Here is a 25,890-nt window from a genome sequence, read left to right on the forward strand (position 1 = left end):
TTTAGTGTTTAGATTTGATAATTGATAATTAATTCACGATTATTTCTGGTCAAAGAAAGATCATTTATAATTAATTAACGTAGTCCTTTGCAGGCTGTTTGTCTATAATTTTTCCGTTTTCAAGAATCAGTACAAATGGGTTACTTCTCGCTATTGTTTTGATAGCAGTTCCATCCATCAGTACATTTTTGATGGTTTTAAAAGTATTAGGTTCTGTAGAAATTCCGTAGATAAGAGCACCTTTCTGTGCATTTATCTTCGTTTCCACTTTCTGAAGCAGGTCTGCAGGAACATCTTTTGGATGATATGAGAAAACAAGAACGGCTTTTGGAGCGTTGATGATTTCCTGGGTAACTTCCATACCTGTAGGATCTTCAATCTTGAACTTTACAATTTCAGATTTATAGCCTTCTTTGATCAGGACAGATTCATTCTTTCCGTCTTCAATTTTCCATGGAGAGCCTTCTGCCCAGTATTCTGTTTTTTTGATATAATCATCCTGATTTACTTTTACAACGGTTCCTGTTTTCTGATTTTTTAGCGTGTAGAAAGTCTTATATTCAGAAGGATTTTTATCAATTTTTGCTTTTTCAGCTTTAATGTCTGTTCCTATTTTATAATCACGGAAATCTATGATCGGTTCGTGCATAATTCCTTGAGCCATAACATAAATCATCCCTAAAGAAAAGACTGTTAAAAGGATATATTTAAATGTATTGGACGACTCTTTCTGAGTAATTCCGTACTCATCTTTTTTACGGAAATCTTTTCTGTACAGAACAAAAAGGATAATCAATCCCACAAGCAGTATAACATCCTTAAGGAAGCTCTGCCAAGGAGTGAATTTGATAGCATCTCCAAAACATCCACAGTCTGTTACAACATTGAAATACGCGGAATAAAATGTAAGGAATCCAAAGAAAATACAAAGAGCAATTAATATGGATAAGGTAAATTTAAGCTTTAATTTGAGCAGCAGCATAAATCCTAAGAAAAGCTCCAGTACCACTACAATAATGGAGAATAATAGGGCAAACTTTTCTAAAAAAGGCATGTTGAAAACCGGCGGTGCAAAATATTCTTCCATTTTGAAAGAAAAACCTACCAGATCCACGGCTTTTACAAAGCCTGAAAGGATAAAAATAACAGCAATAATAAAGCGTAATAAACCTTTGAGCATATTAAATATTTTTGGGTTCGAATTGATTTTCTTTTTCTGAGAATTTGATCAGACAGAAGACTGCATAATTCAGCATATCGAAATAGTTGGCATCAAGCCCTTCCGAAACGATTGTTTTTCCCTGATTGTCCTCAATCTGTTTAGTTCTTAATACTTTCTGATAAATAAGATCTGTAATTGAAGAGATTCTCATATCTCTCCATGCCTCACCATAATCATGGTTTTTTCTCTCCATCAAAGCCTTTGCTTCATTGGCATATTTGTCATAAAGTCCTAAAATTTCTTCTTTGTTTTCGTTGAAATCATTGGAAAGACCCTTCTCTAGCTGAATAAGCCCAATGATAGAATAGTTCACAATGGCGATAAATTCATCTTCCTCACTTTCATCCACCATTTTTTTATCAGTCATCTGCAGCGTACGGATCCTGTTGACTTTGATATAAATCTGATCGGTAATGGAACTCGGTCTTAAAACCCTCCATGCTGCACCATAATCCTGTAATTTTTTACCGAAAAGATCACGGCATTGACTGATAATTTTTTCGAACTGTACTGATGTTTTTAGCATAAATTTTCTTAATCTTCCAAATATACGAATTCGGTTTTAGATTTTTGAATTTGACGACCTGAGTTTGTGTGTGAGAAGGTTTGAAAGTGGGAGAGTTTGAGAGTTTCGGGATTCGAGTTATTGGGTTTGAGAGTAAGAGAGGGTTAGGGGTGTAGAGTAGGAGAGTGTGAAAGTGTAGGAGTTAAACTCATAATTTATAATTTCTTCTCATTAAAAACCCATAAATCACTAATTTTGCACTACAGAAATCATTCATCAATTATCAACTATCATTAATCCGTCATCATCCAACTCATGCTCTCAAACCCTCCAACTCTCCAATCCTCTGACGCTCCAACCTACTCTATCAACTGCAACGGCCGTTTAGTACAACTGGACACCCCAAAAATCATGGGAATCCTCAATATGACACCGGATTCTTTCTCTGACGGCGGAAAATTCAATAATGAAAAATCAGCATTGAAACATGCAGAAAAACTTTTGAAGGACGGAGCTGAAATATTGGATATTGGTCCTCAGTCTACACGTCCCAATGCTGAATTTTTAAGCACCGAAGAGGAAATAAACAGAATAGGAAATCTGATTTCTCTGATCAAAAAAGAATTTACGGAAGCATTGATTTCTCTGGATACTTTTTATGCAGAAACAGTAAGATTCGGATTCAATGAAGGAATTGATCTGATCAATGATATCTCTGGCGGCCAGTATGATGCCAATATGTTTGATACCGCTGCTGCAACGAAACTTCCTTATATCCTGATGCATGTAAACCCTTCCTACGAAACCATGCATGATAAGATAAAGTTCGAAGATATTACACTGGAAGTGAATCATTATTTTGCTAAAAAAACAATAGAACTTTTAGAAAAAGGAGTGAATGATATCATTCTTGATCCTGGTTTTGGTTTTGGAAAAACAGTAGAAGATCAGATGAAAATGATCCATGAAGTTGAATATCTGGGATTTGGAAAATTTCCTCTTTTAATAGGTATCTCCAGAAAATCATTTATCTATAAACCTCTTGGGAAATCCCCTTTGGATATTAATGAAGAAACACAAAAACTTCACATGAAAGTTTTGGAACAGGGTGCAAAGATTTTAAGAGTTCATGATGTGGCTGAAGCAAAGAAAACATTGAACCAATTTTTACAAAAAAAATAAAAAGTGCAAAAAAAACTTGTGAGTAATTAAAAAGTTTATACATTTGCAGTATGAATTTTACGAATCAGAAAAATATTATTGTCATTTCTATTATTGCTGTTGTCATTAACAACAGGAAGGAAACGGCATTTTAAATAGATTTTAATTTAAATTATATATAAAACCGTTTCAGATTATGAAACGGTTTTTTTTGTTTTTAATTTTTTATAGTATAAGAATATGTATCAGTTATTATCAGTAATTATTATCGTCATTATTATTCCCTTGCGTCTGTGAGAAGGAAGGTGTATGACTGTACATATATTGAGCCCTCTCACACTGTGAGAGGGCTTTTTTTATTCTCATTTGTTAATTTTTTAAACCTCTATAACATGTATTACAACGACGACACGACCATCTATTTTGACGGAAAATTTATGAAAGCTAAAGATGCCGGAACCGATCTGTATGGACAATCTCTTCACTATGGTTACTCTGTTTTTGAAGGAATTAAATCCTACAGCACAGATCATGGAACTCAGATTTTTAAAGCAAAAGAACACTATGAAAGACTGAAAAGATCAGCAGAGCTCATGCATATTCCTTTCGATTATTCCGTAAATCAGCTTACAGAACTTACCTATGAACTTCTGGATCGTAATGGATTTACAGATGCTTATATCCGTCCATTGGTTACGTGTTCTCCCAATATGTCTCTCTCAAAAGGACAAAAATCTTACCTGTCACTTCTTGCCTGGGAATGGAATAACGGCTATCTGGCAGATAAAATGAAAATTATGACTTCCCCTTTTCAACGTCCTAATCCTAAAGCTTTCAAGGTGGAAGCCAAAGTAGGAGGACATTATGTAAACTCAATATTAGCCTGTCAGGATGCCAAAGATAAAGGTTATGATGAAGCGTTGGTTCTGGATGAAAACGGAAATGTTGCTGAGAGTTCAGGTGCTAATGTTTTCTATGAAAAAGCCGGGGTTTTATATACCCCGGCCAAAGGAAGTATCCTTCCGGGAATTACAAGACAAACCGTGATGGAGATCTGCGGCGAGCTTGACATTCCTGTAAAAGAAACCTTTTTTAAACCTGAGGAAATGCGGGGTGCAGATGCAGGTTTTTTCTGTGGTACAGCAGCAGAAATTGTTGCCCTGGATTCACTTGATGATGTTCCTTTTACCAAAGACTGGGAAAACACTGCAAGTGGGAGAGTACAACAGGCATATTTAAAATTAGTAAGAGTTCTGTCATTGTAAATATTTTGAATTTAAATATTTGATTATCAGTTAAATGATTCTGTTTTCTTAATAATTGAATATTGTAATTTTTAGAAAAAACAAAAATGAAAAGAATATTACAAAATGTAGTTTTGGATCAAAATTTAGTAAAGAACTCTATTTGAAGAAGATGAAAAGAATAGAAAATGTAGGAAAAGTATGTTAAATAAATATTCAAAAACATTCACGCAAAATAGCGAACAACCCGCAGCCAAAGCCATGTTGTACGGGATAGGATTTACAGAAGAAGATATGCATAAGGCTCAGGTCGGAATTGCCAGCATGGGCTATGACGGTAACACTTGTAATATGCATTTGAATGATCTGGCTCAGGTGGTAAAAAAAGGGACATGGAATCATGGATTAGCCGGATTGATTTTTAACACCATCGGAGTAAGTGACGGAATGAGCAACGGAACAGATGGAATGCGCTATTCTCTGGTAAGTCGTGATGTAATTGCAGACAGTATTGAAGCCATCTGTGGAGCACAATACTACGACGGATTGATCGCATTACCAGGCTGCGACAAAAATATGCCGGGAACCATCATCGCAATGGGAAGGCTGAACAGACCATCCATCATGGTATACGGAGGAACTATTGCTCCCGGCTGCTATAAGGGTGAACAGCTTAACATTGTTTCTGCTTTTGAAGCATTGGGGAAAAAGATAGCCGGAGAAATCACTGAAGAAGATTTTGATGGAGTTGTGAAAAATTCTTGTCCCGGAGCAGGCGCATGTGGCGGAATGTATACAGCCAATACAATGGCTTCTGCCATAGAAGCATTAGGAATGAGTCTTCCGTATTCTTCTTCCAATCCTGCTTTAAGCAAAGAAAAACAGGAAGAATGCCTTGAAGCAGGAAAATATCTGAAAGTGTTACTGGAAAAAGACATTAAACCTTCGGATATCATGACCCGAAAAGCTTTTGAAAATGCGCTGCGAATGATTGTTATTCTTGGAGGAAGTACCAATGCCGTTCTGCATTTTATAGCCATGGCAAAAAGTGTAGGAGTGCCGCTTACTCAGGATGATTTCCAGAAGATGAGTGATAAAACTCCGGTGTTGGCAGATTTAAAACCAAGTGGAAAATACCTGATGCAGGATCTGTATGAGCATGGAGGAATACCATCAGTCATGAAGTATCTTTTAAACCAAGGATTATTACACGGTGATTGTTTAACAGTAACCGGAAAGACTTTAGCTGAAAATTTAGAAAATGTTCCGGATCTGGATTTCAATACTCAAAAAATTATTAAACCATTATCAGAACCTGTAAAAGAAACAGGACATCTGAGAATATTATACGGAAACCTCGCTGAAAAGGGAAGTGTAGCCAAAATTACAGGAAAGGAAGGCGAACGTTTCGTAGGTAAAGCCCGTGTATTTGATGGTGAAAAAAATCTGATCAGAGGAATTCAGGATGGAACCGTACAACATGGTGATGTTATCGTTATCCGTCATGAAGGTCCGAAAGGAGCTCCAGGAATGCCGGAAATGCTGAAACCCACCAGCGCACTGATAGGAGCAGGACTAGGAAGCAGTGTAGCCTTGATTACAGACGGAAGATTCAGCGGAGGAACCCATGGTTTCGTAGTAGGACATATCACTCCTGAAGCTCATGAAGGAGGTCTGATTGCTTTTGTAAACGATGATGACCTGATTGAAATTGATGCTGTCAACAATACCATACAGCTCAAAGTTTCAGAAGAAGAAATAGAAAGAAGAAAGAAAGGATGGCAAAAACCAGCCCTTAAAGTACAGAAAGGATTGCTTTATAAATATGCATTAACAGTATCATCAGCCGCAGAAGGCTGTGTAACAGACGAAATCACTCAATAAAAATATGGAAAACCTTAATCTATCAACAGAAATACAATTGAGCGGAAGTCGCATTATTCTTGAAGCATTTCTTCAGGAAGGGGTGAAAACCGTTTTCGGATATCCGGGAGGTGCTATTATTCCTATTTATGATGCCCTTTATGATTATAAAGAAAATCTGAAACATATACTTGTACGTCATGAGCAGGCAGCAGTACATGCAGCACAAGGTCTGGCAAGAGTCTCAGGAGAAGTCGGGGTTGTATTGGCAACAAGCGGCCCCGGAGCTACCAATCTTGTAACAGGTTTAGCGGATGCGTTATTGGATAATACACCTTTGGTCTGTATTACAGGACAGGTTTTTGAACACCTTCTCGGAACCGATGCCTTTCAGGAAATAGATGTAATGAATGTCACAAGCCCGGTTACCAAATGGAATTATCAGGTAACCGATGCCAATGAGCTTCCTGAAGTATTGGCAAAAGCATTTTACATTGCAAAATCTGGTCGTCCCGGTCCCGTACTGATTGATGTGACTAAAAATGCCCAGCTGCAGCCTGTTGATTATAAAGGATATTCTCCATGCCATTCATTGAGAAGTTATAAACCCGATCCTGATCCATGTTTTGATAGCATCGAAAAAGCGGCAGAGCTGATCAATAATGCAGTAAAACCATTTATCATCGCAGGACAGGGGATTATGCTGGGGAAAGCAGAAAAAGAGTTTCTGCAGTTTGCTGAAAAGTCAGGAATTCCGGTAGCATGGACTGTTTTAGGGATGAGTGCTATTCCTACTAACCACCCGCAAGCAGTAGGAATGGTAGGAATGCACGGAAACTATGGACCGAATATATTAACCAATGAATGCGATGTCTTAATTGCGATCGGAATGAGGTTCGATGACCGAGTGACCGGTAGACTGGATCAGTATGCAAAACAGGCCAGAATTATTCATCTGGATATTGATAATGCAGAGATCAATAAAAATGTAAAAGTAGACGTTCCGGTTCTTGGAAACTGTAAGCATACGCTTCCTCTGCTTACAGAAAAAATTATAGAGAGAGAATATCACCACTGGCATGAACGATTTAAAAAATGTCATGAAATTGAAAGCATCAATCTGATCCATACAGAACTGTATCCTGAGGAAGGTGAGATCACGATGGGAGAAGTTATCCGCCATTTGAATGAGATGACAGCAGGTGAGGCAATTATTGTAACCGATGTAGGACAGCATCAGATGGCGACGTGCCGCTATTCGCAATTTAAACATTCCCGAACCAACGTTACAAGTGGAGGATTGGGTACGATGGGATTCTGTCTTCCCGCGGCAATAGGAGCGTCTTATGCAGAAACCAACCGCCCTGTGATAGCAGTGATGGGCGATGGAGGAGCTCAGATGAATATTCAGGAACTGGGAACTATTATGCAGTATCATCCGGAAGTGAAGATTTTAATCCTGAATAATTGCTATCTGGGAATGGTAAGGCAGTGGCAGGAATTGTTTCATGAAGAAAGATATTCCTCAGTAGATATTCAGAGCCCTGATTTTGTTCAGGTAGCTAAGGGATATAATATAGCTGGGAAGAAAGTATCCGAGAGAGAAGAACTTAAGTGGGCACTTCGTGAAATGCTTGATCATAAAGGATCTTTCCTCCTTGAAGTGATGACAGGAAAAGAACACAATGTATTTCCGATGATTCCCCAGGGAAAAAGTGTTTCGGAGATTGTATTAAATAATAAAGATTAAAAATATAAAAGATGAAAACAGATCATAAAGAATATACCATTACAGCGTATACAGAAGATTATTTAGGATTGATCAGCCGCATCAATGCTATTTTTTCAAGAAGAAGAATTTCTATGGTGACCTTCAATGTAGGACCCTCAGAAATAGAAAAAGTAAAAAAGTTTGTCATTGTAATCCGGGAAACAGAAGATTCTGTTCAGAAGATCAGCAGACAAATGGAAAAACAGGTTGACGTTCTGGAAGTACATTACCACAGAAATCCATACCTGAAGGCAGTAGAATATGCCAGCTAAATGTAAAAATTAAACATCACAATCAATAATAAATAAAATCAAAAAAAATGGCAAAATTGAATTTTGGAGGAGTAGAGGAGAACGTAGTAACAAGAGAAGAATTTCCGTTGGAAAAAGCTCAGGAAGTATTAAAGAATGAAGTCGTAGCGGTAATTGGATATGGAGTACAGGGACCGGGGCAGGCTTTAAACCAGAAAGATAATGGAATTAATGTAATTGTAGGACAGAGAAAAAACTCCAAATCATGGGATAAAGCAGTTGCAGACGGATTTGTACCAGGGGAAACTTTATTTGAAATCGAAGAAGCACTGGAAAAAGGAACTGTCATCTGCTATCTTTTGAGTGATGCCGCACAGATAGAATATTGGCCGAAAGTAAAACAGCATCTTACCCCAGGAAAAGCATTATATTTTTCTCATGGTTTCGGAATTACTTTCAGTGAGCGTACAGGAATTGTTCCTCCTGCCGATGTAGATGTATTTCTGGTAGCACCAAAAGGTTCAGGAACTTCATTGAGAAGAATGTTTCTGCAGGACAGAGGTTTGAACAGCAGTTTTGCCGTATATCAGGATGCTACAGGAAAAGCCAGAGAAAGAGTAACCGCATTAGGAATTGCGATAGGAAGCGGATATCTGTTCGAAACTGACTTTAAAAAAGAAGTATACAGCGATCTTGCCGGAGAGCGTGGAACATTGATGGGAGCTGTTCAGGGAATATTTGCAGCCCAGTATGATGTATTGAGAAAAAACGGACACAGCCCTTCCGAAGCATTTAACGAAACCGTAGAAGAATTAACCCAGTCATTAATGCCGTTGGTAGCAGAAAACGGAATGGACTGGATGTATGCCAATTGCAGTACAACCGCTCAAAGAGGAGCTTTGGATTGGTGGAAGCGTTTCAGAGATGCTACCTCGCCTTTGTTTGAAGAACTATATGACAACGTAGCTAAAGGAAACGAAGCACAACGTTCTATCGACAGCAACAGTAAACCGGATTATCGTGAAAAATTAGAAGCTGAACTTACAGAGCTGAGAGAAAGCGAAATGTGGAAGGCTGGTAAGACGGTACGAAGCCTGAGACCCGAAAACAATTAATTACTAAACAGATGATGAAAGAGGAAGTAAGTTCCTCCGTTTTAGAGAATGTTTATAAAGCGGAGGAACGATTAAAAAATGTAGTAGTAAAAACACCTTTGGCGGTCAATAATAATTTGTCCGCCATTTATGAAGCGAACATCAGTTTTAAAAGAGAAGACCTTCAGAGAGTAAGATCCTATAAAATAAGAGGAGCGTATAATAAGATGGCAACAATGTCGGAGGAAGAACTCTCCAAAGGAGTGGTGTGTGCCAGTGCCGGAAATCATGCGCAGGGAGTAGCGTTTGCATGTCAGAAAATGAAAGTGAAAGGGACTATTTTTATGCCTTTGCCAACCCCCGGACAAAAACTTGAACAAGTAAAAATGTTCGGTGGAGAATATATAGATGTGATTCTCTTCGGAGATACTTTCGATGCTGCTAAAGATGCTGCGATGAGGTTTTGCAAAGACCATAACAGTGTATTTATTCATCCATTTGATGATCCGGCTATTATTGAAGGACAGGCTACAACGGCACTTGAGATTCTGGAACAGTCAGAAGGTCTAGTTGATTATCTTTTTGTTCCGATAGGTGGTGGTGGACTGGCAGCAGGAGTCTGTACTGTATTTCAGCATCTGTCTCCGCAAACAAAAATTATTGGTGTAGAACCCTCCGCAGCAGCAAGCATGAAAAAAGCCCTTGAAAAAGGGGAACCTGTTCTTCTCGAAAAGATAAGCCGTTTTGTAGACGGTGCAGCCGTACAACAAGTGGGAGATCTCACTTTTGAACGGTGTAAAAATATACTGTATGATATGGCTACTGTAGATGAAGGACTGGTCTGCGAAACCATATTGTCGTTATACAATAAAGACGCTATTGTGGTGGAACCGGCGGGAGCCCTTTCAGTGGCTGTATTGGAAAAATACAGAGAGGAAATAAAAGGTAAAAATGTAGTGTGCATCATCAGCGGAAGCAATAATGACATTACCCGTATGGAAGAGATCAAAGAGAAAGCATTATTACATGCAGGATTAAAGCACTATTTCCTGGTCAGATTTCCACAGCGTCCCGGGGCATTGAAAGCTTTTGTAATGAATGTACTCGGTCCTGATGACGATATTACTTATTTCGAGTATACCCAGAAAAACTCAAAAGAAAAAGGAATTGCAGTCGTAGGAATTGCTCTGAAACAAAATAAAGATTTCACGACATTGATCGATAAGATGAAGCAGTATGATTTCTTTGTCAACTATCTGAACAATGATCCTTCTCTGATGAATTTGCTTATCTAAAATTTTTTTAATAGTTCCAAATCATATTCAATATTAAAGTATTTCGTATTTCAGATTCTAAAAACACAATGATGAAAAAAGCTTCACACTCTGTGAAGCTTTTTTGTTTTTAGCACTGTCAAATGACATAAGAAACTGAAGCGTTAAGAAAATGAATCCTGTGAACGTTAAAAAAATCTATTGTTTGAGTATGGGGCAACCTGTAATTCTAAACATAGACTGTTTCCGCACGAGTTTAGAGTTTTTAGAAAACAGATTTCATTTTTAGCTGAAGTTTCTAAATCTTGAATTTTTGATTCTTTTTATAGATTATCTTTCAAGCGAAAAATTCGAAATTACTTTCGGACGTTCGGCTTCATTAGCCACTTTCCAGGATGTTCTATACATCCATTCAGTCATTTTATAAAGCTTTTTATAATTGATATTTTCAGATTCATCCTGTGGAGTATGATACTGATCGTGCAATACACTGGTGAAGAATATGGCAGGAATCCCTATTTTAGCATACGGAAGGTGATCACTCCTGAAATAAAAATATTCAGCATGGCTTGGAGAATCCCAATCTTTCAGATATTTGAATTTTGTACTTTCATTATTGGCATCTTCAGCCATTTTTACCAGCTCTTCAGAATTTTTGTGAGGAGCATTTCCTCCTAATAAGGCAGCTTCATTATTGTCATTTCTTCCAATCATATCACCATTCAGAACAGCTACTATTTTCTCTTTTGGAACTACAGGGTGTGCTGCATGCCATCTTGAGCCCAGCAATCCTCTCTCTTCAGCGCCATGGAAAACAAACAGGATACTTCTTTTTCCCGGTTGTTTTTTATAAGCTCTGGCCATTGCTAACATAGCAACGCAAGTACTTGCATTATCATCAGCACCGTTGTAGATGGTATCGTTCTTTACAGGATGTCTGATCCCGTCATGATCCTGATGTCCGCTCAGCAAAACATATTCATTTTTAAGAACAGGATCTGTTCCTTCTATTTTTCCGATAATATTTACTGAAGGATATTTATAAGTTTCAGTAATCAGGTTCAGAGAAGCTTTAGGATTGTTTTTTACCCAGCCTGAATTTTCTCTTTTGATCCACAAAACAGGGATATTATTTGTGATTTTCTCTCTTAATCCTTCTACGCCGTAGCTTCCTCTTGTCATTTGAGGCAATACTTCTACCCAGCTTTGTTCGGAAGTATCATCGGTGATGAAAATAATTGCTTTTGCTCCCAGCTGAAAAGCTTTATCGTAATATTTATTTCTTACAAATCCGGGATATCTTCTTACAAAAAGGGTCATATCTTTTGAAATGTTTTTGTCAGAAGCATTTACTGCAAGAACTTTTCCTTTGATATCCAGTTTTGCAAGATCTTCAGGTTCTGCGTTTCCGGCATATACAATTTCAGCATCTAATGAAGCGTTTACAGGTTCAGCGACAAGGAAATCTTTCCATAATTTCAAACTGGTATTTCCAATTTTCAGATTACTTTGTGGAATCACCTGATGTCTGTACATATCGAAGAACTGGAAAAAAGTTCCGTTATCTCCGGCGGGTTTCATTCCTGCTTCTTTGGCCTTGTCAGCCAACCACATAGAAACTTTCAATTCATCCAGAGTTCCGGCTTCACGGCCCCAGAACTGATCGGCAGCAAGCTGATACATATCGGTACGAAGATCAGATTCTTTGATGGCAGAAACCAAAGGTTTTTTATAATTCTGAGCATTTCCAAAGGCAAATAAAAAAAGCCCAAGGAGAGAGAGAACGTAATTTTTATTCATAAGAACTCTTAATTGAAGTTAGCTAATTTCTCTGAAAATTGTTTTGAAAACTCCTTTCTGTCTTCTTCCAGTTTTTCCTGTGTAGAAGGTAAAATATAATTAAAAAGGATTTTGTCTTCATTGTCCAAAAAGATGATTTCCTTTTCATTTCCATCAATCATCTGTGAGAAAATCTCCCACATCGGAGTGTCTTTTAATTTTAATAATTCAAAAAACTGTTCTGCTTTGATTTCGATTTTCTGCATGTTCTTTTTATATATTGTCGTTGAATATTTCTGAATTCTGATTCAAAAATAAAGATTTTGTATGGTAAAGAGCATTAAAACTCAAGAAACTTCAGCTTAAACTGGATGGCAAAGTTTTCTTTGAAATGCGGAGTTGCATAATAACCCACTCTGTAGAATAAGCCCAGATTAAAATAACTGGAAAGGAAATTGTTCCACTCCAGCCCAACTTCCTGATAGAGATGATCTAATTTTCTGAACTTAAACTGGTGGTATTCCGGATGTTTCATATCTCCGATAGTTCCTCTTAAGACAAAATCAAAACTGGAAACATTGTGTCCGAAACTTTTGAAATACCAGGGAAGTTTGTGCGTAAAGTAGTACGCGACGAATCTGTCGTTATAATATTTTCCTCCCTCCAGGGTTGCAAACCCAAGGTAAGAAGTAAGGTTAAAATTAAAATCTTTACCCGGAGAAGCCAGTCCGTTCATCGTAAAGTTTTTCCAGATAGGTGCTCCACCCAGAACAAGACCTCCGTACAATCTGAAACCTGTAGTCCCGATTGGTGTTTTAAAATTATGAACAAATAAGGCGTCAAAACGGGAGTAATTAAAATCTCCCTGCAGTATTTTGTAACTCTGCTCATAATTAAAATACAGCTCAGGATATTTCTGATCAATCAGAGATTTCCCCTGCGGAGTCATAATATTGGTAGAATTCGGGGAATATTTTAAGGTAAAAAGGGTATTGAAATTTCGGTACGAAGTTCCTCTGTCTCTGAACTGATAATCGAATTCAGCCTCTTCTGTATTTCTTCTTACAGCAAGGGCCACGGTAAGTCCGTTGGTGACATCGTTCAGATAAGATAATGACATTCCTTTAAAGTGAAAATATCGGTCATTATTTAAATTATTCCCGAAGTTCATCATTCTCATCTTAAAATTCCACAGCTTTCGGTTGAATTCTCCTGAAGCCGTTACATCATCATACACCTCAAATCTGAAAAATGAGTTTTTCTCCAGAGTGGTTTTCATGTCAAGACCCATTCCATACTTCCATTTTCTGTCTTTCATACCGTATGCAAAATAGTAGTCTGGTGAAAAATAAGGGTTGAAATTTTCATTCAGCTTGGCTTTTAAACCTAATCTGAAACCTTCGTAGGAGTTATAGTTTACAATTTCATCTACAGCAAAGTCTACAGAACCTACTCTGATCTGTCCGTTCAGTAATCCCGATAAAATCTGGGCTTTGCTGTCTATTTTATATTTTTTTCCTAAACTGTCGATCGTTGTATAGGTATTTTTTTCCCTTTCGGTAAGAGGATCGGTTCTATATTGGTCCAGAGAATGTCCGTCAATATTTTTTACAGAGAAAGTGTAGCCTTTGAAGTCTTTTGGGTTCTCTTCAATAGGAGCCTCGAAATCAAAATATTTTGAGGTAAGAAAAGCGTAGGTGCCAAAACTTTTTTTGTCTTTCTTATCATCAGCATGCACTTTGTCGTCCATAGCCATTTTACCCATTTTAAGCTTGGCTTTTTCGTGGGCAAGGAACCATTTGTTATTATAAAATACCCAGGTACTGGTGATAATTCCGTCGTTTTTGTTTTTACTGAAATTTTCAATTTTTTTGAGCCCGTACGTTTCGGTATCTACATAAATAGCACCGTTGTACTTTCGTTTTCTGTCTGGTTTTTTGTAATTCACCTCACGAAAACGGATTACAAAGTTTTTTCTCCCATCCAGAGTAACAGTATCTGAAAGGAAAAATCTGTACAGTCCTCTGTTTTCTGGTTTTATCTGTTCCGGAACAACATCCCTGTTACTTTGCTGAAGAGCGATCATTTCATAGATAGGCTGCTTCAGACCAGAGATTCTGTTGTCCAGAATATTGATCTTTTCCCCATACTTTTTGGAGTATAAAAACTCCTGAGCTCTTTCCCAAAGGAAGAGTTTGCTTTTTGAAAATATCTTTCTTGCAGTGATGTTATTCAGAGAGTCTTTTTCTCTTTTTTTCTTGAAAATATTGAGATCATTAAAATACTGATTAAACTGAGAAAGGCTGTCTTCATCAATATCCAGAGAAATTTTTTCGTATGATTTGTAGGAATAAGATCCTAAGCTTTTGGGTGAGTTTTCGTTAAAGAGTTTATTGACTTTTCTTAGAATTTCCAGAGCTCTGGGATCACTTTTATCTTCAATAACAACGGCTTCAATATTGGTAGTCTTTGAAGTTTTTTTAAGCAGGGAAATTTCCATACTACTTTCCACGGTAATGGTTTCTTTCTGATAAGAATCAGCATCTATATCAATGTTTTTACATCCTGTTTTAAACTCCAGAATACCTTGTTCATTGGTGTATCCGATAACGGTATTGTCACAGGATACTTTTGCTTTGAAGACAGGCTTTTGACTGGCGTCATCCACAACCTTAATTTTTGTTTGCGAATACCCCAAAAAGCAGATCAGAAAAAATATTAACAGTAAACCCCTTTTCATGTAAAAAAACTACGTCAAAAATAATCATATTTATTCTTGTAGAAAAGTTTTTAACAGAGTATAACATTGATTTAATCTAATGTTTTCATGGACTTTTCAAAGATCGGGAAAAATGAAAAATTGGACCAGATAGTCTTTCTGAATTTTACCTGAATTTCCCAATAAAAAAACTCCTTAGCAGTGAAGTTTCAGGAGTTTTAATTGTTTTTCGTTGTTTTGTGTTCTAGAATCGTATTTTATTTGTCATCAAGAGATTTCATAAATTCAATGATGTCATTTATTTCTTTATCAGTAAGCTGCAACGGAGCATCAGAAAGGGTCTGGTTTTCTACTTTAAATCCAAAAGCTTTTCCGCCACCTTTGTTGTAAAAATTCATCACTTCTCTCAATGTTTTGTACCCTCCGTTGTGCATATAAGGAGCTGTTTTTTGAATGTTTCGAAGAGTTGGTGTTTTGAAAGAATGCTGCAAAGAAGGTACTGTTTCATGAAATTTTCCTCTTCCCGGATCAGCATCAAATGTTTTATTCTCTGCATTCACTGCCACACCCAATATTTCCTGCTCAGTTTTTTTGAAATTCGGAGGCACGGTACCATTGAATAAAGGAAGAAAATGACAGATCGCACACTGGGCTTTTCCAACAAAAAGATTAAATCCTTGCTTTTGATTTTCTGTCATCGCTGATTTATTTCCTCTCATGTATTCATCAAAATCTGAATTGAATTTTGCCAATGAACGAATATAGCTTGCCAGTACATTCTGCAGCTGCCAAACCTCTGTTTTTTGAGAATGATAAATCCTTTTGAATGCAGCCTGATAATTTTTATCCTTATTAATTTTGGCAAGAATGACATTCAGATCACCATGCATTTCTTCTTTATTAGAGATTACATCTGAACTTTGTCCTTCCAGATCATCCTTTCTCATATCCCAAAACTGGCCATGCTGATATCCTGCATAGTTGAGCGAAGGCGTATTTCTTGCCAGTTCCGAATTTTCAAGGGACATGGCTTTGGCAAGACCGTCTGTAAATGCTTTCTCGGGAATATGACATGTGGCACAGCTCCGGTTGTTGCTGTTGGATAAGATTTTATCATTAAAAAGTTGATGTCCAAGAGCCGCCTTTTTTTCCGAGTAGGCATATTCTTTTCCAGGAGTGAAAGCATTAGGATTAAAAGCATTTTTAGTGAAAAAAGTAGCTGCATTTTTGTTTAAAGCATTGGTTACTTCAACATCCGGAATCTTCTCCTGATTTTTAAAATCAAGCATCAAAGCTGTGATCTTATTCAGATGATCCGGAATAAAATTGACGTAATCAAATGTGTTTTTGTCTGTATTTTTCTTCAGTACGTTAATGGTTGAACTGATCTCTGTCACGATACTTTTTAAGGCTTTATTTTTCGAACGATCAGTGGAGATCTGTTCCAAAGTTTCTTTAATTCCCTCAAGAGAAGAAGGCATTTCCTGTAAAAATGTTCCCGAAACAGGCGTGTCAAAACCTGAAATTCCTAAGCTGGAAATTCTGAAAGCTTCCTGTCTTAACGCATCAAAAACCTGATCTTTACTGATGGTAATCACCTGAAAATTTGTGGCTATCGTATTGCTTTTATTGATGAGCTTATTAAGCATTCTGATCACTTCCTCTTTATTTCCTTTATCATATGGATAGAACATTTCTTCCAACATCTGAAGTCCTTCGGGCTCTATTTCTGTATGCTCGTCCATTTCTATTTCAGGAAGGGCAGGACCATTGATAAACCTTGCAGAATGAGGCAGGAAGTATTCTACAGCCCATTCCATTGTTTTGTAGGTTTTTCGGATGTCCTGGAATTTTTCCTGAAGAAGTTTTTCATCAGCGTTTTTAGAAACCAGGGTTTTTAGTTCGTTGATTTGCTTTTCGAAATCTGCATTGGTTTTGATAATCATGTTTTTGACAGAACCAAGATCTTCGTATATTGGCTGTTGCTTATCATTTTTACAGTAATAAAGGGTAAAAAGCGCTGCTGCACAGTACAGAAAAAGGAGTATTGGGTATTTTGAAAGCTTATTCATAGGTATGAAAAAGTATCAACAGAGATTTTCTATTGATACTTTGATTGATATGAAGGAATTAAAACTATTTTTCTACGTTTCTGATGATTACAATCTGTCCACCTTCTTTATTGGTGTTGATTCCGGAACCGTCAGGGTTTTTGAATTTATCCAGCTGCCATGTGTGAGAATGGATATTCACTGAGAAAGTATTCGGAATTCCAATGATGTCTGAAATATCAACCATTGCCCCAAATTCCCATGAACCGAATTTCTGAAGATCTCCGGATTGGTTATAAGCTGTCTGCCATGCCGTATCATTTCTGTTGTGCTTCATGTTCAGCCATGGTTTGTATTGTTTTGTAGCAATATTCAGCTGCCAGATATAAGAATCGTGGTTGGCATTTTTGTAATAAGAATCTCCGTCTTCCTGGATGTATACAAAGTTTTCAGTTACACATAAGTTGTCAGGATTGATAAGGTTATTTCCTGGATTAGAGTCTCCTTCTGCAACCACTTCCAGCTTTCCTGTTAACATATTATTGGAGTTCAGAACAAGCTTGTAAACTCTTCCCCACATCGTTAATCCTGCTTTTGGATTCACACCATCAGAAGATTCACCAGTAGCGGTAAAGTAAATTTCTCTTCCTTTTCCTGCCCCTTTTCTGTAATCTACATCTTCCACTCTTGAAAAACGGATGGCGTTATTATCGATATTCTTTTGGTTGATCTGAGCTCCGGTAAGGTTTTTAGCGTTCGGAATTTCCACAAATTCTACATCGTAGCTGCTGCCTTTCGTCATATCCGTTTCAGTATAGTTGCTGTTGGTTCTTTTTAAAGAATACAACTTACCATTATCAAGATCTCCCTGTGTATCGGCTACGTACATGATCAATTGTCCTGCAGACTGATGAGAAGAAGAATAAGACTGATCTTCACCAATGATGATATAAGATTTACCGTTAGAAACATCTTTAGGAAGCGGAACTGCATTTTCCATGGAAGCCTTTCCCAGAGCTGGTTTTACCCTTGTTTTATCTGATGCCTGAGATGCCGGTGCCAAAGGATTCAAAGCGTGAACCATACTTTCTTCACCTGATTCCCCAGCAGTAAGAAATGCACTGAAACCATGAATTTCAGGAGTTGCTAATGTAGCAGAGCATAATCTTGTCATTCCTCCGGTTCCGTTTAAGATATATTCTCCTTTTACAGGCTTAAATGTTTTATCTAAATAAACTCTTGACACCGATTGTTTGATCTCATGGTTGGTGATCATAAGATAACCATCCGAGTTTGGATCTTTCATAAGACCCATTCCGTCCGGCTGACCTCCGAAAACGAAATCAGGAGAGCCTGAAAGAACATCAGAACTGGAGATTAATGTAGTAATATTTAAATTTTCAAAACCTTGCATCCCATAAACGAAAGCAGGTTCTTTAGAAAAATTTTCAATCTTGATTTTATCATTCACAGGGGTATTGGAATCCCCGTTATTGTCATCGTTACAGCTTTGAAAAACAATAGCAGCAAGGAATAGAACTCCAATAGTTTGGTTAATTTTCATAATTACATTTTTTGAATTTCGATTAAGGCAAAACTAAAGGTCTGGTGTTAACTGAGTTTTAAGAAGATAAAACAAATAGTTTAAGATTATGTGATCATTTGTTAAGATAAGGTCAATAATTAGAACGGATATAAATAGAGAGATTTTGATGAAAATGTACGTAATAAGAATAATATATTATACCGCAGTGTACACAAAGTTTTTATTTCCTGCTTTTCTCGTTCACAAAGGCATTCCATTTAGCAAAAAACGCGATCATTTCATAGCTGAGTGTAACGCCATTACGAACGGAAATATTGATGATAGCATGAGAATTTCTTGCGATCTTAGCGTTAAATAAAAGATAATAGTTAAAACGAAAACAGGCTGTCTCAAAATGAAACAGCCTGTTCTAAAATTTATAATAGGTATTCTATTCTTAAATATTCAAAGCTTTTTGGTAAGCATTTTCTAAACCTTCAAGGTTTTTACCACCAGCAGTAGCGAATCCTGGGTTTCCACCACCGCCACCTTGGATTTCTTTAGCAAGGTCTTTTACGATAGCTCCAGCCTGGTAATCTGCAGCAAGATCATCAGAAACTCCAACCGTAATCATTGGTTTTCCGTCTGCATCAGAAAGAATAATCGTTATCGAAGTTGGTATTTCTCTCTTCAACTGGAATACGATGTCTTTTACAGAACCTGCATCCAGAGAAGTTTTCTTTACTAAAAGCTGTTTGTTACCTTTTTGCTCATAAGCATTCTTCCATTCTCCGATTTCTCCTTTTGCCTTTTCCTTCTTAAGAGCATCTACTTCGGCTTTCAATGAAGTATTTTCTTCGATTAGTTTTTCGATAGATCTTACCACATCTTTAGACTTTAACACTTGAGAAAGCTCAATGATCTGTTTTTCAAGATTGTTGAAATATTCCTCAGATTTATCTCCTGAAATAGCCTCAATTCTTCTGATTCCCGCAGCTGCGGAACCTTCAGAAGTGATCTTGAAATGACCAATTTCGCTGGTGTTTTTTACGTGAGTTCCTCCACAAAGTTCTTTTGAACTTCCAAACTGGATCATTCTCACACTGTCACCATATTTTTCACCAAACAAAGCCATTGCTCCTTTTTCCAGAGCTTCCTGAATAGGAATATTTCTGAATTCCTGTAAAGCAATACTTTCTTTGATCTTTTTGTTTACTTTTTCTTCAATTAATGCTAATTCTTCTTCCGTCATTTTGTTGAAGTGAGAGAAGTCGAAACGCAGATAATCAGGACCTACATAAGAACCTTTCTGCTCTACGTGAGTTCCTAAAACATATCTTAAAGCCTCATGCAGAAGGTGAGTCACAGAGTGGTTAGCCTGAGAATTTTTTCTCTCAGAAGCGTTTACTTTAGCATAGAAAACAGCACCTGCATCTTTCGGAAGACCGTTGATTAATGAAATAATCAATCCGTTTTCTTTCTTAGTTTCCAGTACTTCGAAGCTCTCAACCGCATTTTCAAGAACCCCTTTATCACCAACCTGTCCACCTCCTTCAGGGTAGAAAGGAGAACTGCTTAGTACCACCTGGTAAAATTCCCCGTCTTTATTTTCTACCTTTCTGTATCTTGTAATATAAGTTTCAGATTCAATTTGATCATATCCTACAAATGTTTCAGGCTTTGATTCAAGGTTTACCCAGTCATATACTTTCTGAGCAGAATCTGCTTTTGAACGAAGCTTCTGTTTCTCCATTTCAGCTTTGAAACCAGCTTCATCAATCGTTAATCCTTTTTCCTCAGCAATGATTCTTGTTAAATCATCAGGGAAACCGTAAGTGTCATACAGTTCAAAAACTTCCTCGCTTGGTAATACTTTCTGATTATTGGCAATAGTCTGCTGGATCAGTTTTTCTACTCTGATCAAACCGTTCTCAATTGTTTTTAAGAATGAATCTTCTTCACTTTTGATCACTTCAGCCACAAGTTTTCCTTGTTTTTCAAGCTCAGGAAAGAAAGCTCCCATTTGTTCCTGAAGTACAGCCACCAATTTGTAAAGGAAAGGCTCTTTCATATCCAGGAATCGGTAAGAATAAGAAATTCCTCTTCTTAAAATTCTTCTGATTACATAACCTGCTCCACCGTTGGATGGCAATTGTCCGTCTGCAATAGCAAAAGAAACTGCTCTGATGTGGTCTACCACAACACGGATGGCAATATCTTTTTCGTCTTCTAAAATTCCCGTATATTTTTTACCTGAAAGTTCTTCAACTTTAGAAATAAGCGGAGTGAAAACATCGGTATCATAGTTGGAAGACTTCCCTTGAAGTGCCATACACAGACGCTCAAAACCCATTCCCGTATCTACGTGCTGAGCAGGAAGTTTCTCTAAAGATTTATCTGCCTTTCTGTTGAATTCCATGAAAACCAGATTCCATACTTCCACAACTTGCGGATGGTCGTTATTTACCAACTCAAGTCCTGAAATTTTAGCCTTCTCTTCCGGTGTTCTCAAGTCAACATGGATTTCTGAACACGGTCCGCATGGTCCGCTTTCACCCATTTCCCAGAAGTTATCTTTTTTATTTCCGTTGATGATTCTGTCCTCTGAAATGTGAGATTTCCAGAAGTCATAAGCATCCTGGTCTCTTTCCAGATTTTCTGAAGCATCCCCTTCAAAAATCGTTACGTATAAATTTTCTTTTGGAATTCCGTATACTTCAGTCAGTAATTCCCAGGCAAAAGCAATAGCCTCTTTTTTGAAGTAATCCCCGAAAGACCAGTTTCCCAACATTTCAAACATAGTATGGTGGTAAGTATCTCTACCTACATCATCCAGGTCATTGTGCTTCCCGGAAACTCTCAGACACTTTTGGGTATCGGCAATTCTAGGGGCGGTAGGGGTTTTATAGCCAAGGAAAAAATCCTTGAACTGCGTCATTCCGGAGTTGGAAAACATAAGGGTAGGGTCGTCTTTCAGCACAATAGGAGCTGAAGGAACGATAAGGTGCCCTTTACTTTTAAAATAGTCTAAAAATTTTTGACGTATTTCTTGTGATGTCATAGTATTGCTTTTGCTTTTTTAAATATCAAATTTTTGATAAGGTGCAAATTTAAGATTTTTAAGCGATTTGTAATAATTTTATGCTATGTTTTGAATGATAACGAGTTTGGCTAATGGATGTGTGGTAAACCTTCTAAGTTTTCAAAACTTAAAAGATTTGTAATGACTATAATCAATAATAATCTATCTAATTTTGTAATTTCCCATTTAACTTCCTACCTTCGTTGCGATCTGAAAAAAGACAAAAAAACACTTCCAATGACAAGAGATGAAGAACTGAAAAGCTGGATAGAACAATATTCAGGACCGCTTTTGAAGCGGGCACTGTATGTACTTTCCAATAAAGAAGATGCACAGGATGTAGTTCAGGAAGTTTTTCTGGCCGCTTATTCAGGCTATGATTCTTTTGAAGGAAAAAGCCAGGCACTTACCTGGCTGATGGGTATTCTGAACAGGAAAGTTGCAGATTTTTACAGGAAAAAATATAAATCGGAACCCAGCATCAGACTGGATCATTTTTTTGATGAAACAGGGTCGTGGAAAAATAATGATGTTTTGACGGATTGGAACATATCGGGTGAAGGAGATGAACTTTTAGACAGTACAGATTTTAATAAAACATTAGAAGAATGTATTGAAGAATTGCCCTCCAGATGGAAGATTCTGCTTAAAATGTATTATATCGAAGAAAAAAAAGCACCGGAAGTCAGTCAGGAATTAGAAGTTTCTACGACTAATCTTTGGAAGATTTTGCAAAGAAGCCGGATGCAGCTCAGAGAATGTCTGGAATTTAACTGGTTTTCAAAATCATAAGAGAAATGATAAGAAGAATACTACATAAATTATTTTTACCATGCAGTGAAGCTACTTTACTGATGGAAAAGAGGAATGCCCGATCTATTTCTTCCAAAGAAAACAGAATGCTCAGCATACACCTGATGATCTGTAAATGGTGCAGGATGTACAATGAAAAGCTGGCGCTTCTGGATAAAGTTTTTAAAAAGAAATTCTCTGAAGAAAAAACTGAAATTAATGATTCTGAAATTCAGGACTTTAAAAATAAAATGATCGATAAATTAAATTTCTAGGAAAATTTCTGTCAGGATTTTAAAATGGCTCCGACTATATTTTTGAAAACAATAAAGTATTCATTTAAAATCTTAAAAATATGGTCGGAACAGTACAGGAATCTAAAAATCAATTAACCCGAATCGGGTATTATATCTCGCTTTTCGGAGCAGCCCTTATTTTACTGTGGATTGGTATCTTCAAATTCACTCCCACAGAAGCAGCTGCAATAAAACCCTTGGTGGAAAACCATTTCTTAACTTTTTTCGTATATAAAATTATAAGCGTCCAGGCAGTGTCAAATCTTATCGGAGTGATAGAAATTATCATTGCCTTACTCCTGATATTTAGTGCGAAATTTGCTGTATTGAAAAAGTATGCAGGGATAGGAATGATCATAACTTTTCTGGTAACATTAAGCTATTTGTTTACAACACCGGGAGTATGGAAAATAGTGGACGGAGTGCCTGTGACGGATTTCTTTATTTTAAAAGACCTTATGCTTTTAGGATTTGGATTCATGATCGTTCAAAATAATAAGTAATGAATAAAAAAGTAAAAATGAAAAATATATTAATTGTACTCGGAATCATTCTGGGTATAGCAGTCTTTGCTGCGGGATCCGGGCTCTTCAAAAAAAACAAGCCTAATGTAGTGGAAATAAAAAAAGAAAATGAGAAAATTATGGATAACAAAAACGTTAGAGAGATTTATTTTGCAGGTGGATGTTTCTGGGGCACAGAACATTTTTTTCAACAAATTCGTGGTGTTGTAGGAACAGAAGTGGGGTATGCCAACGGAGATACCCAAAATCCTACGTATGAAGAGGTGGTAAGCCATACAACAGGTTTTGCAGAAACCGTAAAAGTAAAATATGATCCTGAACAGGTAGATCTGAAACTGTTGATTGATTTATATTTTAAAACTATTGATCCTACAAGTAAAGATCAGCAGGGAAATGACAGAGGAAACCAGTACAGAACAGGAATCTATTTTACCAATAAAACAGATGAAGTTGTGGTAAAAGATGAAGTTCAGAAACTGGCAAAAAACTATAGCAAGCCTTTATTAGTAGAAACTATTCCATTGAAAAATTTCTACAAGGCAGAAGATTATCATCAGGATTATCTGGATAAAAATCCGGGCGGTTACTGCCATATTGAACCAGGACTTTTTGAAATGGCCAAAAAAGCCAATCCACTTCCAAAACCGACTTATCAGAAACAGGATAAAAAAGTTTTAAAAGAAAAACTGACCGCGGAACAATATAATGTTACTCAGGAAAACGGTACAGAAAGACCTTTTCAGAATGAATACTGGAATGAAACCCGCGAAGGAATTTATGTCGATATTACCACAGGAGAACCTTTGTTTGTCTCCACCGATAAATTTGAATCCGGCTGTGGATGGCCAAGTTTCTCAAAACCGATTACCAAAGGTTTGATTGATGAAAAACTAGATCGTTCCATTGGTATGGATAGAGTAGAAGTAAGAAGTAAAACCGGTGATGCTCATTTAGGACACGTTTTCACAGACGGACGGCAGGATAAAGGAGGACTTCGTTACTGTATCAACAGTGCTTCTCTGAAATTTATTCCCAAGGCAGAAATGGAAAGCAAAGGATACGGAAAATATCTTCCGTTGTTAGATAAAAAGTAATGTGAAAGGAAGGCTGCCAATTGGCAGCCTTTTATTTTTTGAGCTAATGTTGTATTTGAAATTGTTCTTTGATGCTGAGCATAGAGATATTCAGAAATATAAGAAATCCAAAAATAAAGTAATAGGTATCTTTTGGAAGTCCTGTGAGAAACAATTGTATTTTTTCAAAAAAATCGGGTTTATATTCTGGTCTGATAACATCATTACAAAATAAACATTCATATTCGGGAGCTTGGACATTGGGGGTAATATAGTTATAAACCGCAAAAATATGTCCTGTTTTTTCAAGGTCAACGGCATACTGATCTTGTTTGGCGATTGCCAGATCATTCAAAACTGAGACAAAATCACCATAGGTATTATTTTGATCTAAAATAAATTCAATACCGGATTTTTTCTCATTTCTTTTCTGGAGATTTCTCAGTTCGGAAACATATAATTTTGAATTTTGTTCAGCTGTTCTGGGAACAACTTTTATTTTCCTGTAATCCCAGTTTCTGTAAGACTCAAAACTTTCAAAAGTATTTTTAACTCCCTCTCTCTCTTTGACAGGAAGTCCAATGTCAATAACCGAAACATTAATGTCTTCAAACTTCTGATTTCCATAATACCAGAATAAAACAGGAATCAGCACGGCACTGATTAATCCGGGTACGTAGAATATTTTTTTCATGGTTAGTTTTTGAAAAAGCAGAATGAAAATATTAAGCCAAAAAAAGTGATCCGAAACCGAACCACTTAAAAAGAATCTTTAAATATTTTAATTTTTAAATCTTTACATTCTAAATATCACCATCTACCAATCCCTTTTTCTAAGAATCCAGTACGATACGAATATAAAAATAACACACCACACCAGGCAAGCGATAAGGCTTTCTGTAGGGTAGTGGAATTCATATTTTAATCCCATCATTTTTGCCATATCCAGTCTGATCATTGGATTGGGAATAAGGTTGGACATACTTTCCAGCGGTAAAAGATGCGAAATGAAAAAATCATTCTGAAGAACCTCATTTCTTTGAGGTCCCTGCATTCCTTTTACTTTTGAATAGACTTCAAGAGCCTTTAAAATTCCCTCACCAATCCAGAAAATAAAGAGAGCAAGAAATACAAAGACAGATTTTCTCAACAAAATGGAAAGGAACATGAGGAAACAGAAGAACGTAAATAATTTTACCAGATAATTTCCAATGAAGAAAATCTCAGCAAAAACTTTTGTAGATTCCGTTGTATTCGAATATTGATATCCCAGAAACAAAGTAATTCCCAATACAATTGCCGTTGAAACAATGGTGAAAATACTTATCGTCAGCAATTTTGAAGTGATGAATTCCTTTCTGCTTAATCCATCAATTGTATTCTGTTTGAACATTCGGTTGCTGAATTCCTGCGAAATGGAAAAAACAATAATCAGTCCCAGGAAAATTTTCAACAAAGCAACAATCCATGTCGTAAAATTCCAGATTTCCGGGAAATTATAAATACCCTGTTCTTTTAAATTAATCGTTCCTCCGAAAATATCAAAGTCAACCAATCCAATGAAAAGCAGCGCAATAAGAATGGCGAAATAGAGTATGGTGAAAACCTTAAACGGTTGGTAGTTCAGGTTTTTGTAGTATTCCAGTTTTAATAATTTGATCATG

The 25,890-nt window shown here is 36.9% G+C and carries 21 protein-coding genes; 11 read left to right on the forward strand and 10 right to left on the reverse strand.

Features of this window, described 5'->3' with window-relative positions; genetic code table 11:
* Positions 1-70 precede the first annotated feature (70 nt).
* Entirely contained in the window at positions 71-1,180 is a 1,110-nt protein-coding gene (locus tag REB14_RS16230; protein WP_309522687.1) for a BT_3928 family protein, read from the reverse strand.
* A 1-nt stretch (position 1,181) separates the two neighbouring features.
* Positions 1,182-1,748 carry a DUF1599 domain-containing protein gene (locus REB14_RS16235; protein ID WP_047432572.1) on the reverse strand — a complete coding sequence of 189 codons (567 nt, stop codon included), beginning with the start codon at positions 1,746-1,748 and terminating at the stop codon, positions 1,182-1,184.
* Between the two features lie 294 nt (positions 1,749-2,042).
* Here REB14_RS16235 and folP point away from each other — a divergent pair, with 294 nt between their 5' ends.
* The 7 genes from folP (at position 2,043) to ilvA (ending at position 10,406) form a co-directional block, all read left to right on the forward strand.
* Positions 2,043-2,909 carry a dihydropteroate synthase gene (gene folP, locus REB14_RS16240; protein WP_482155930.1) on the forward strand — a complete coding sequence of 289 codons (867 nt, stop codon included), beginning with the start codon at positions 2,043-2,045 and terminating at the stop codon, positions 2,907-2,909.
* Positions 2,910-3,280: 371 nt separating this feature from the next.
* A complete protein-coding gene (gene ilvE / locus REB14_RS16245) occupies positions 3,281-4,153 on the forward strand; it encodes a branched-chain-amino-acid transaminase (RefSeq protein ID WP_079240965.1) in 873 nt (290 codons plus the stop codon).
* A 180-nt stretch (positions 4,154-4,333) separates the two neighbouring features.
* A complete protein-coding gene (ilvD, locus tag REB14_RS16250; RefSeq protein ID WP_079240966.1) occupies positions 4,334-6,016 on the forward strand; it encodes a dihydroxy-acid dehydratase in 1,683 nt (560 codons plus the stop codon).
* A gap of 4 nt (positions 6,017-6,020) precedes the next feature.
* Complete coding sequence (gene ilvB / locus REB14_RS16255; protein ID WP_309522688.1) at positions 6,021-7,745, forward strand: biosynthetic-type acetolactate synthase large subunit; 1,725 nt, start codon at positions 6,021-6,023, stop codon at positions 7,743-7,745.
* Positions 7,746-7,756: 11 nt separating this feature from the next.
* Positions 7,757-8,038 carry an ACT domain-containing protein gene (locus REB14_RS16260; RefSeq protein WP_079240968.1) on the forward strand — a complete coding sequence of 94 codons (282 nt, stop codon included), beginning with the start codon at positions 7,757-7,759 and terminating at the stop codon, positions 8,036-8,038.
* A gap of 47 nt (positions 8,039-8,085) precedes the next feature.
* Positions 8,086-9,132 (forward strand): ketol-acid reductoisomerase, encoded by a 1,047-nt coding sequence (ilvC, locus tag REB14_RS16265; RefSeq protein WP_034692308.1) that lies wholly within the window; start codon positions 8,086-8,088, stop codon positions 9,130-9,132.
* Positions 9,133-9,143: 11 nt separating this feature from the next.
* Entirely contained in the window at positions 9,144-10,406 is a 1,263-nt protein-coding gene (ilvA, locus tag REB14_RS16270) for a threonine ammonia-lyase (RefSeq protein WP_309522689.1), read from the forward strand.
* A 309-nt stretch (positions 10,407-10,715) separates the two neighbouring features.
* Here ilvA and REB14_RS16275 read toward each other — a convergent pair whose 3' ends face one another.
* The 6 genes from REB14_RS16275 to alaS form a co-directional block, all read right to left on the reverse strand.
* On the reverse strand, positions 10,716-12,185 hold the full coding sequence (locus tag REB14_RS16275; protein ID WP_079240970.1) for a M20/M25/M40 family metallo-hydrolase: 1,470 nt from the start codon (positions 12,183-12,185) through the stop codon (positions 10,716-10,718).
* Between the two features lie 8 nt (positions 12,186-12,193).
* Entirely contained in the window at positions 12,194-12,430 is a 237-nt protein-coding gene (locus REB14_RS16280) for a hypothetical protein (protein WP_034697514.1), read from the reverse strand.
* Between the two features lie 74 nt (positions 12,431-12,504).
* Positions 12,505-14,832 (reverse strand): hypothetical protein, encoded by a 2,328-nt coding sequence (locus REB14_RS16285; RefSeq protein WP_309522690.1) that lies wholly within the window; start codon positions 14,830-14,832, stop codon positions 12,505-12,507.
* Positions 14,833-15,140: 308 nt separating this feature from the next.
* Entirely contained in the window at positions 15,141-16,955 is a 1,815-nt protein-coding gene (locus tag REB14_RS16290) for a cytochrome-c peroxidase (RefSeq protein WP_309522691.1), read from the reverse strand.
* Positions 16,956-17,019: 64 nt separating this feature from the next.
* On the reverse strand, positions 17,020-18,498 hold the full coding sequence (locus tag REB14_RS16295; RefSeq protein ID WP_309522692.1) for a PhoX family protein: 1,479 nt from the start codon (positions 18,496-18,498) through the stop codon (positions 17,020-17,022).
* A gap of 418 nt (positions 18,499-18,916) precedes the next feature.
* Positions 18,917-21,520, reverse strand: coding sequence for an alanine--tRNA ligase (alaS, locus tag REB14_RS16300; RefSeq protein WP_309522693.1), 2,604 nt, complete (start codon positions 21,518-21,520; stop codon positions 18,917-18,919).
* A gap of 258 nt (positions 21,521-21,778) precedes the next feature.
* Between alaS and REB14_RS16305 the strand changes: the two genes are divergently transcribed.
* From REB14_RS16305 to msrB, 4 genes are all read left to right on the forward strand, one after another.
* Positions 21,779-22,333: a sigma-70 family RNA polymerase sigma factor gene (locus REB14_RS16305; protein ID WP_309522740.1), complete on the forward strand. Its 555-nt coding sequence runs from the start codon at positions 21,779-21,781 to the stop codon at positions 22,331-22,333.
* Between the two features lie 5 nt (positions 22,334-22,338).
* Positions 22,339-22,608, forward strand: a complete 270-nt coding sequence (locus REB14_RS16310) for a hypothetical protein (RefSeq protein WP_309522694.1) — start codon at positions 22,339-22,341, stop codon at positions 22,606-22,608.
* Between the two features lie 80 nt (positions 22,609-22,688).
* On the forward strand, positions 22,689-23,132 hold the full coding sequence (locus tag REB14_RS16315; RefSeq protein WP_309522695.1) for a DUF417 family protein: 444 nt from the start codon (positions 22,689-22,691) through the stop codon (positions 23,130-23,132).
* Positions 23,133-23,149: 17 nt separating this feature from the next.
* Entirely contained in the window at positions 23,150-24,247 is a 1,098-nt protein-coding gene (gene msrB, locus REB14_RS16320; protein ID WP_309522696.1) for a peptide-methionine (R)-S-oxide reductase MsrB, read from the forward strand.
* A 43-nt stretch (positions 24,248-24,290) separates the two neighbouring features.
* Here msrB and REB14_RS16325 read toward each other — a convergent pair whose 3' ends face one another.
* Positions 24,291-24,920, reverse strand: coding sequence for a hypothetical protein (locus REB14_RS16325; RefSeq protein WP_309522697.1), 630 nt, complete (start codon positions 24,918-24,920; stop codon positions 24,291-24,293).
* A gap of 123 nt (positions 24,921-25,043) precedes the next feature.
* Positions 25,044-25,889, reverse strand: coding sequence for an ABC transporter permease (locus REB14_RS16330; protein ID WP_079240978.1), 846 nt, complete (start codon positions 25,887-25,889; stop codon positions 25,044-25,046).
* Position 25,890 lies beyond the last annotated feature (1 nt).

Source organism: Chryseobacterium metallicongregator, from assembly GCF_031324065.1.
In the GTDB taxonomy this organism is placed as follows: Bacteria; Bacteroidota; Bacteroidia; order Flavobacteriales; family Weeksellaceae; genus Chryseobacterium; species Chryseobacterium metallicongregator.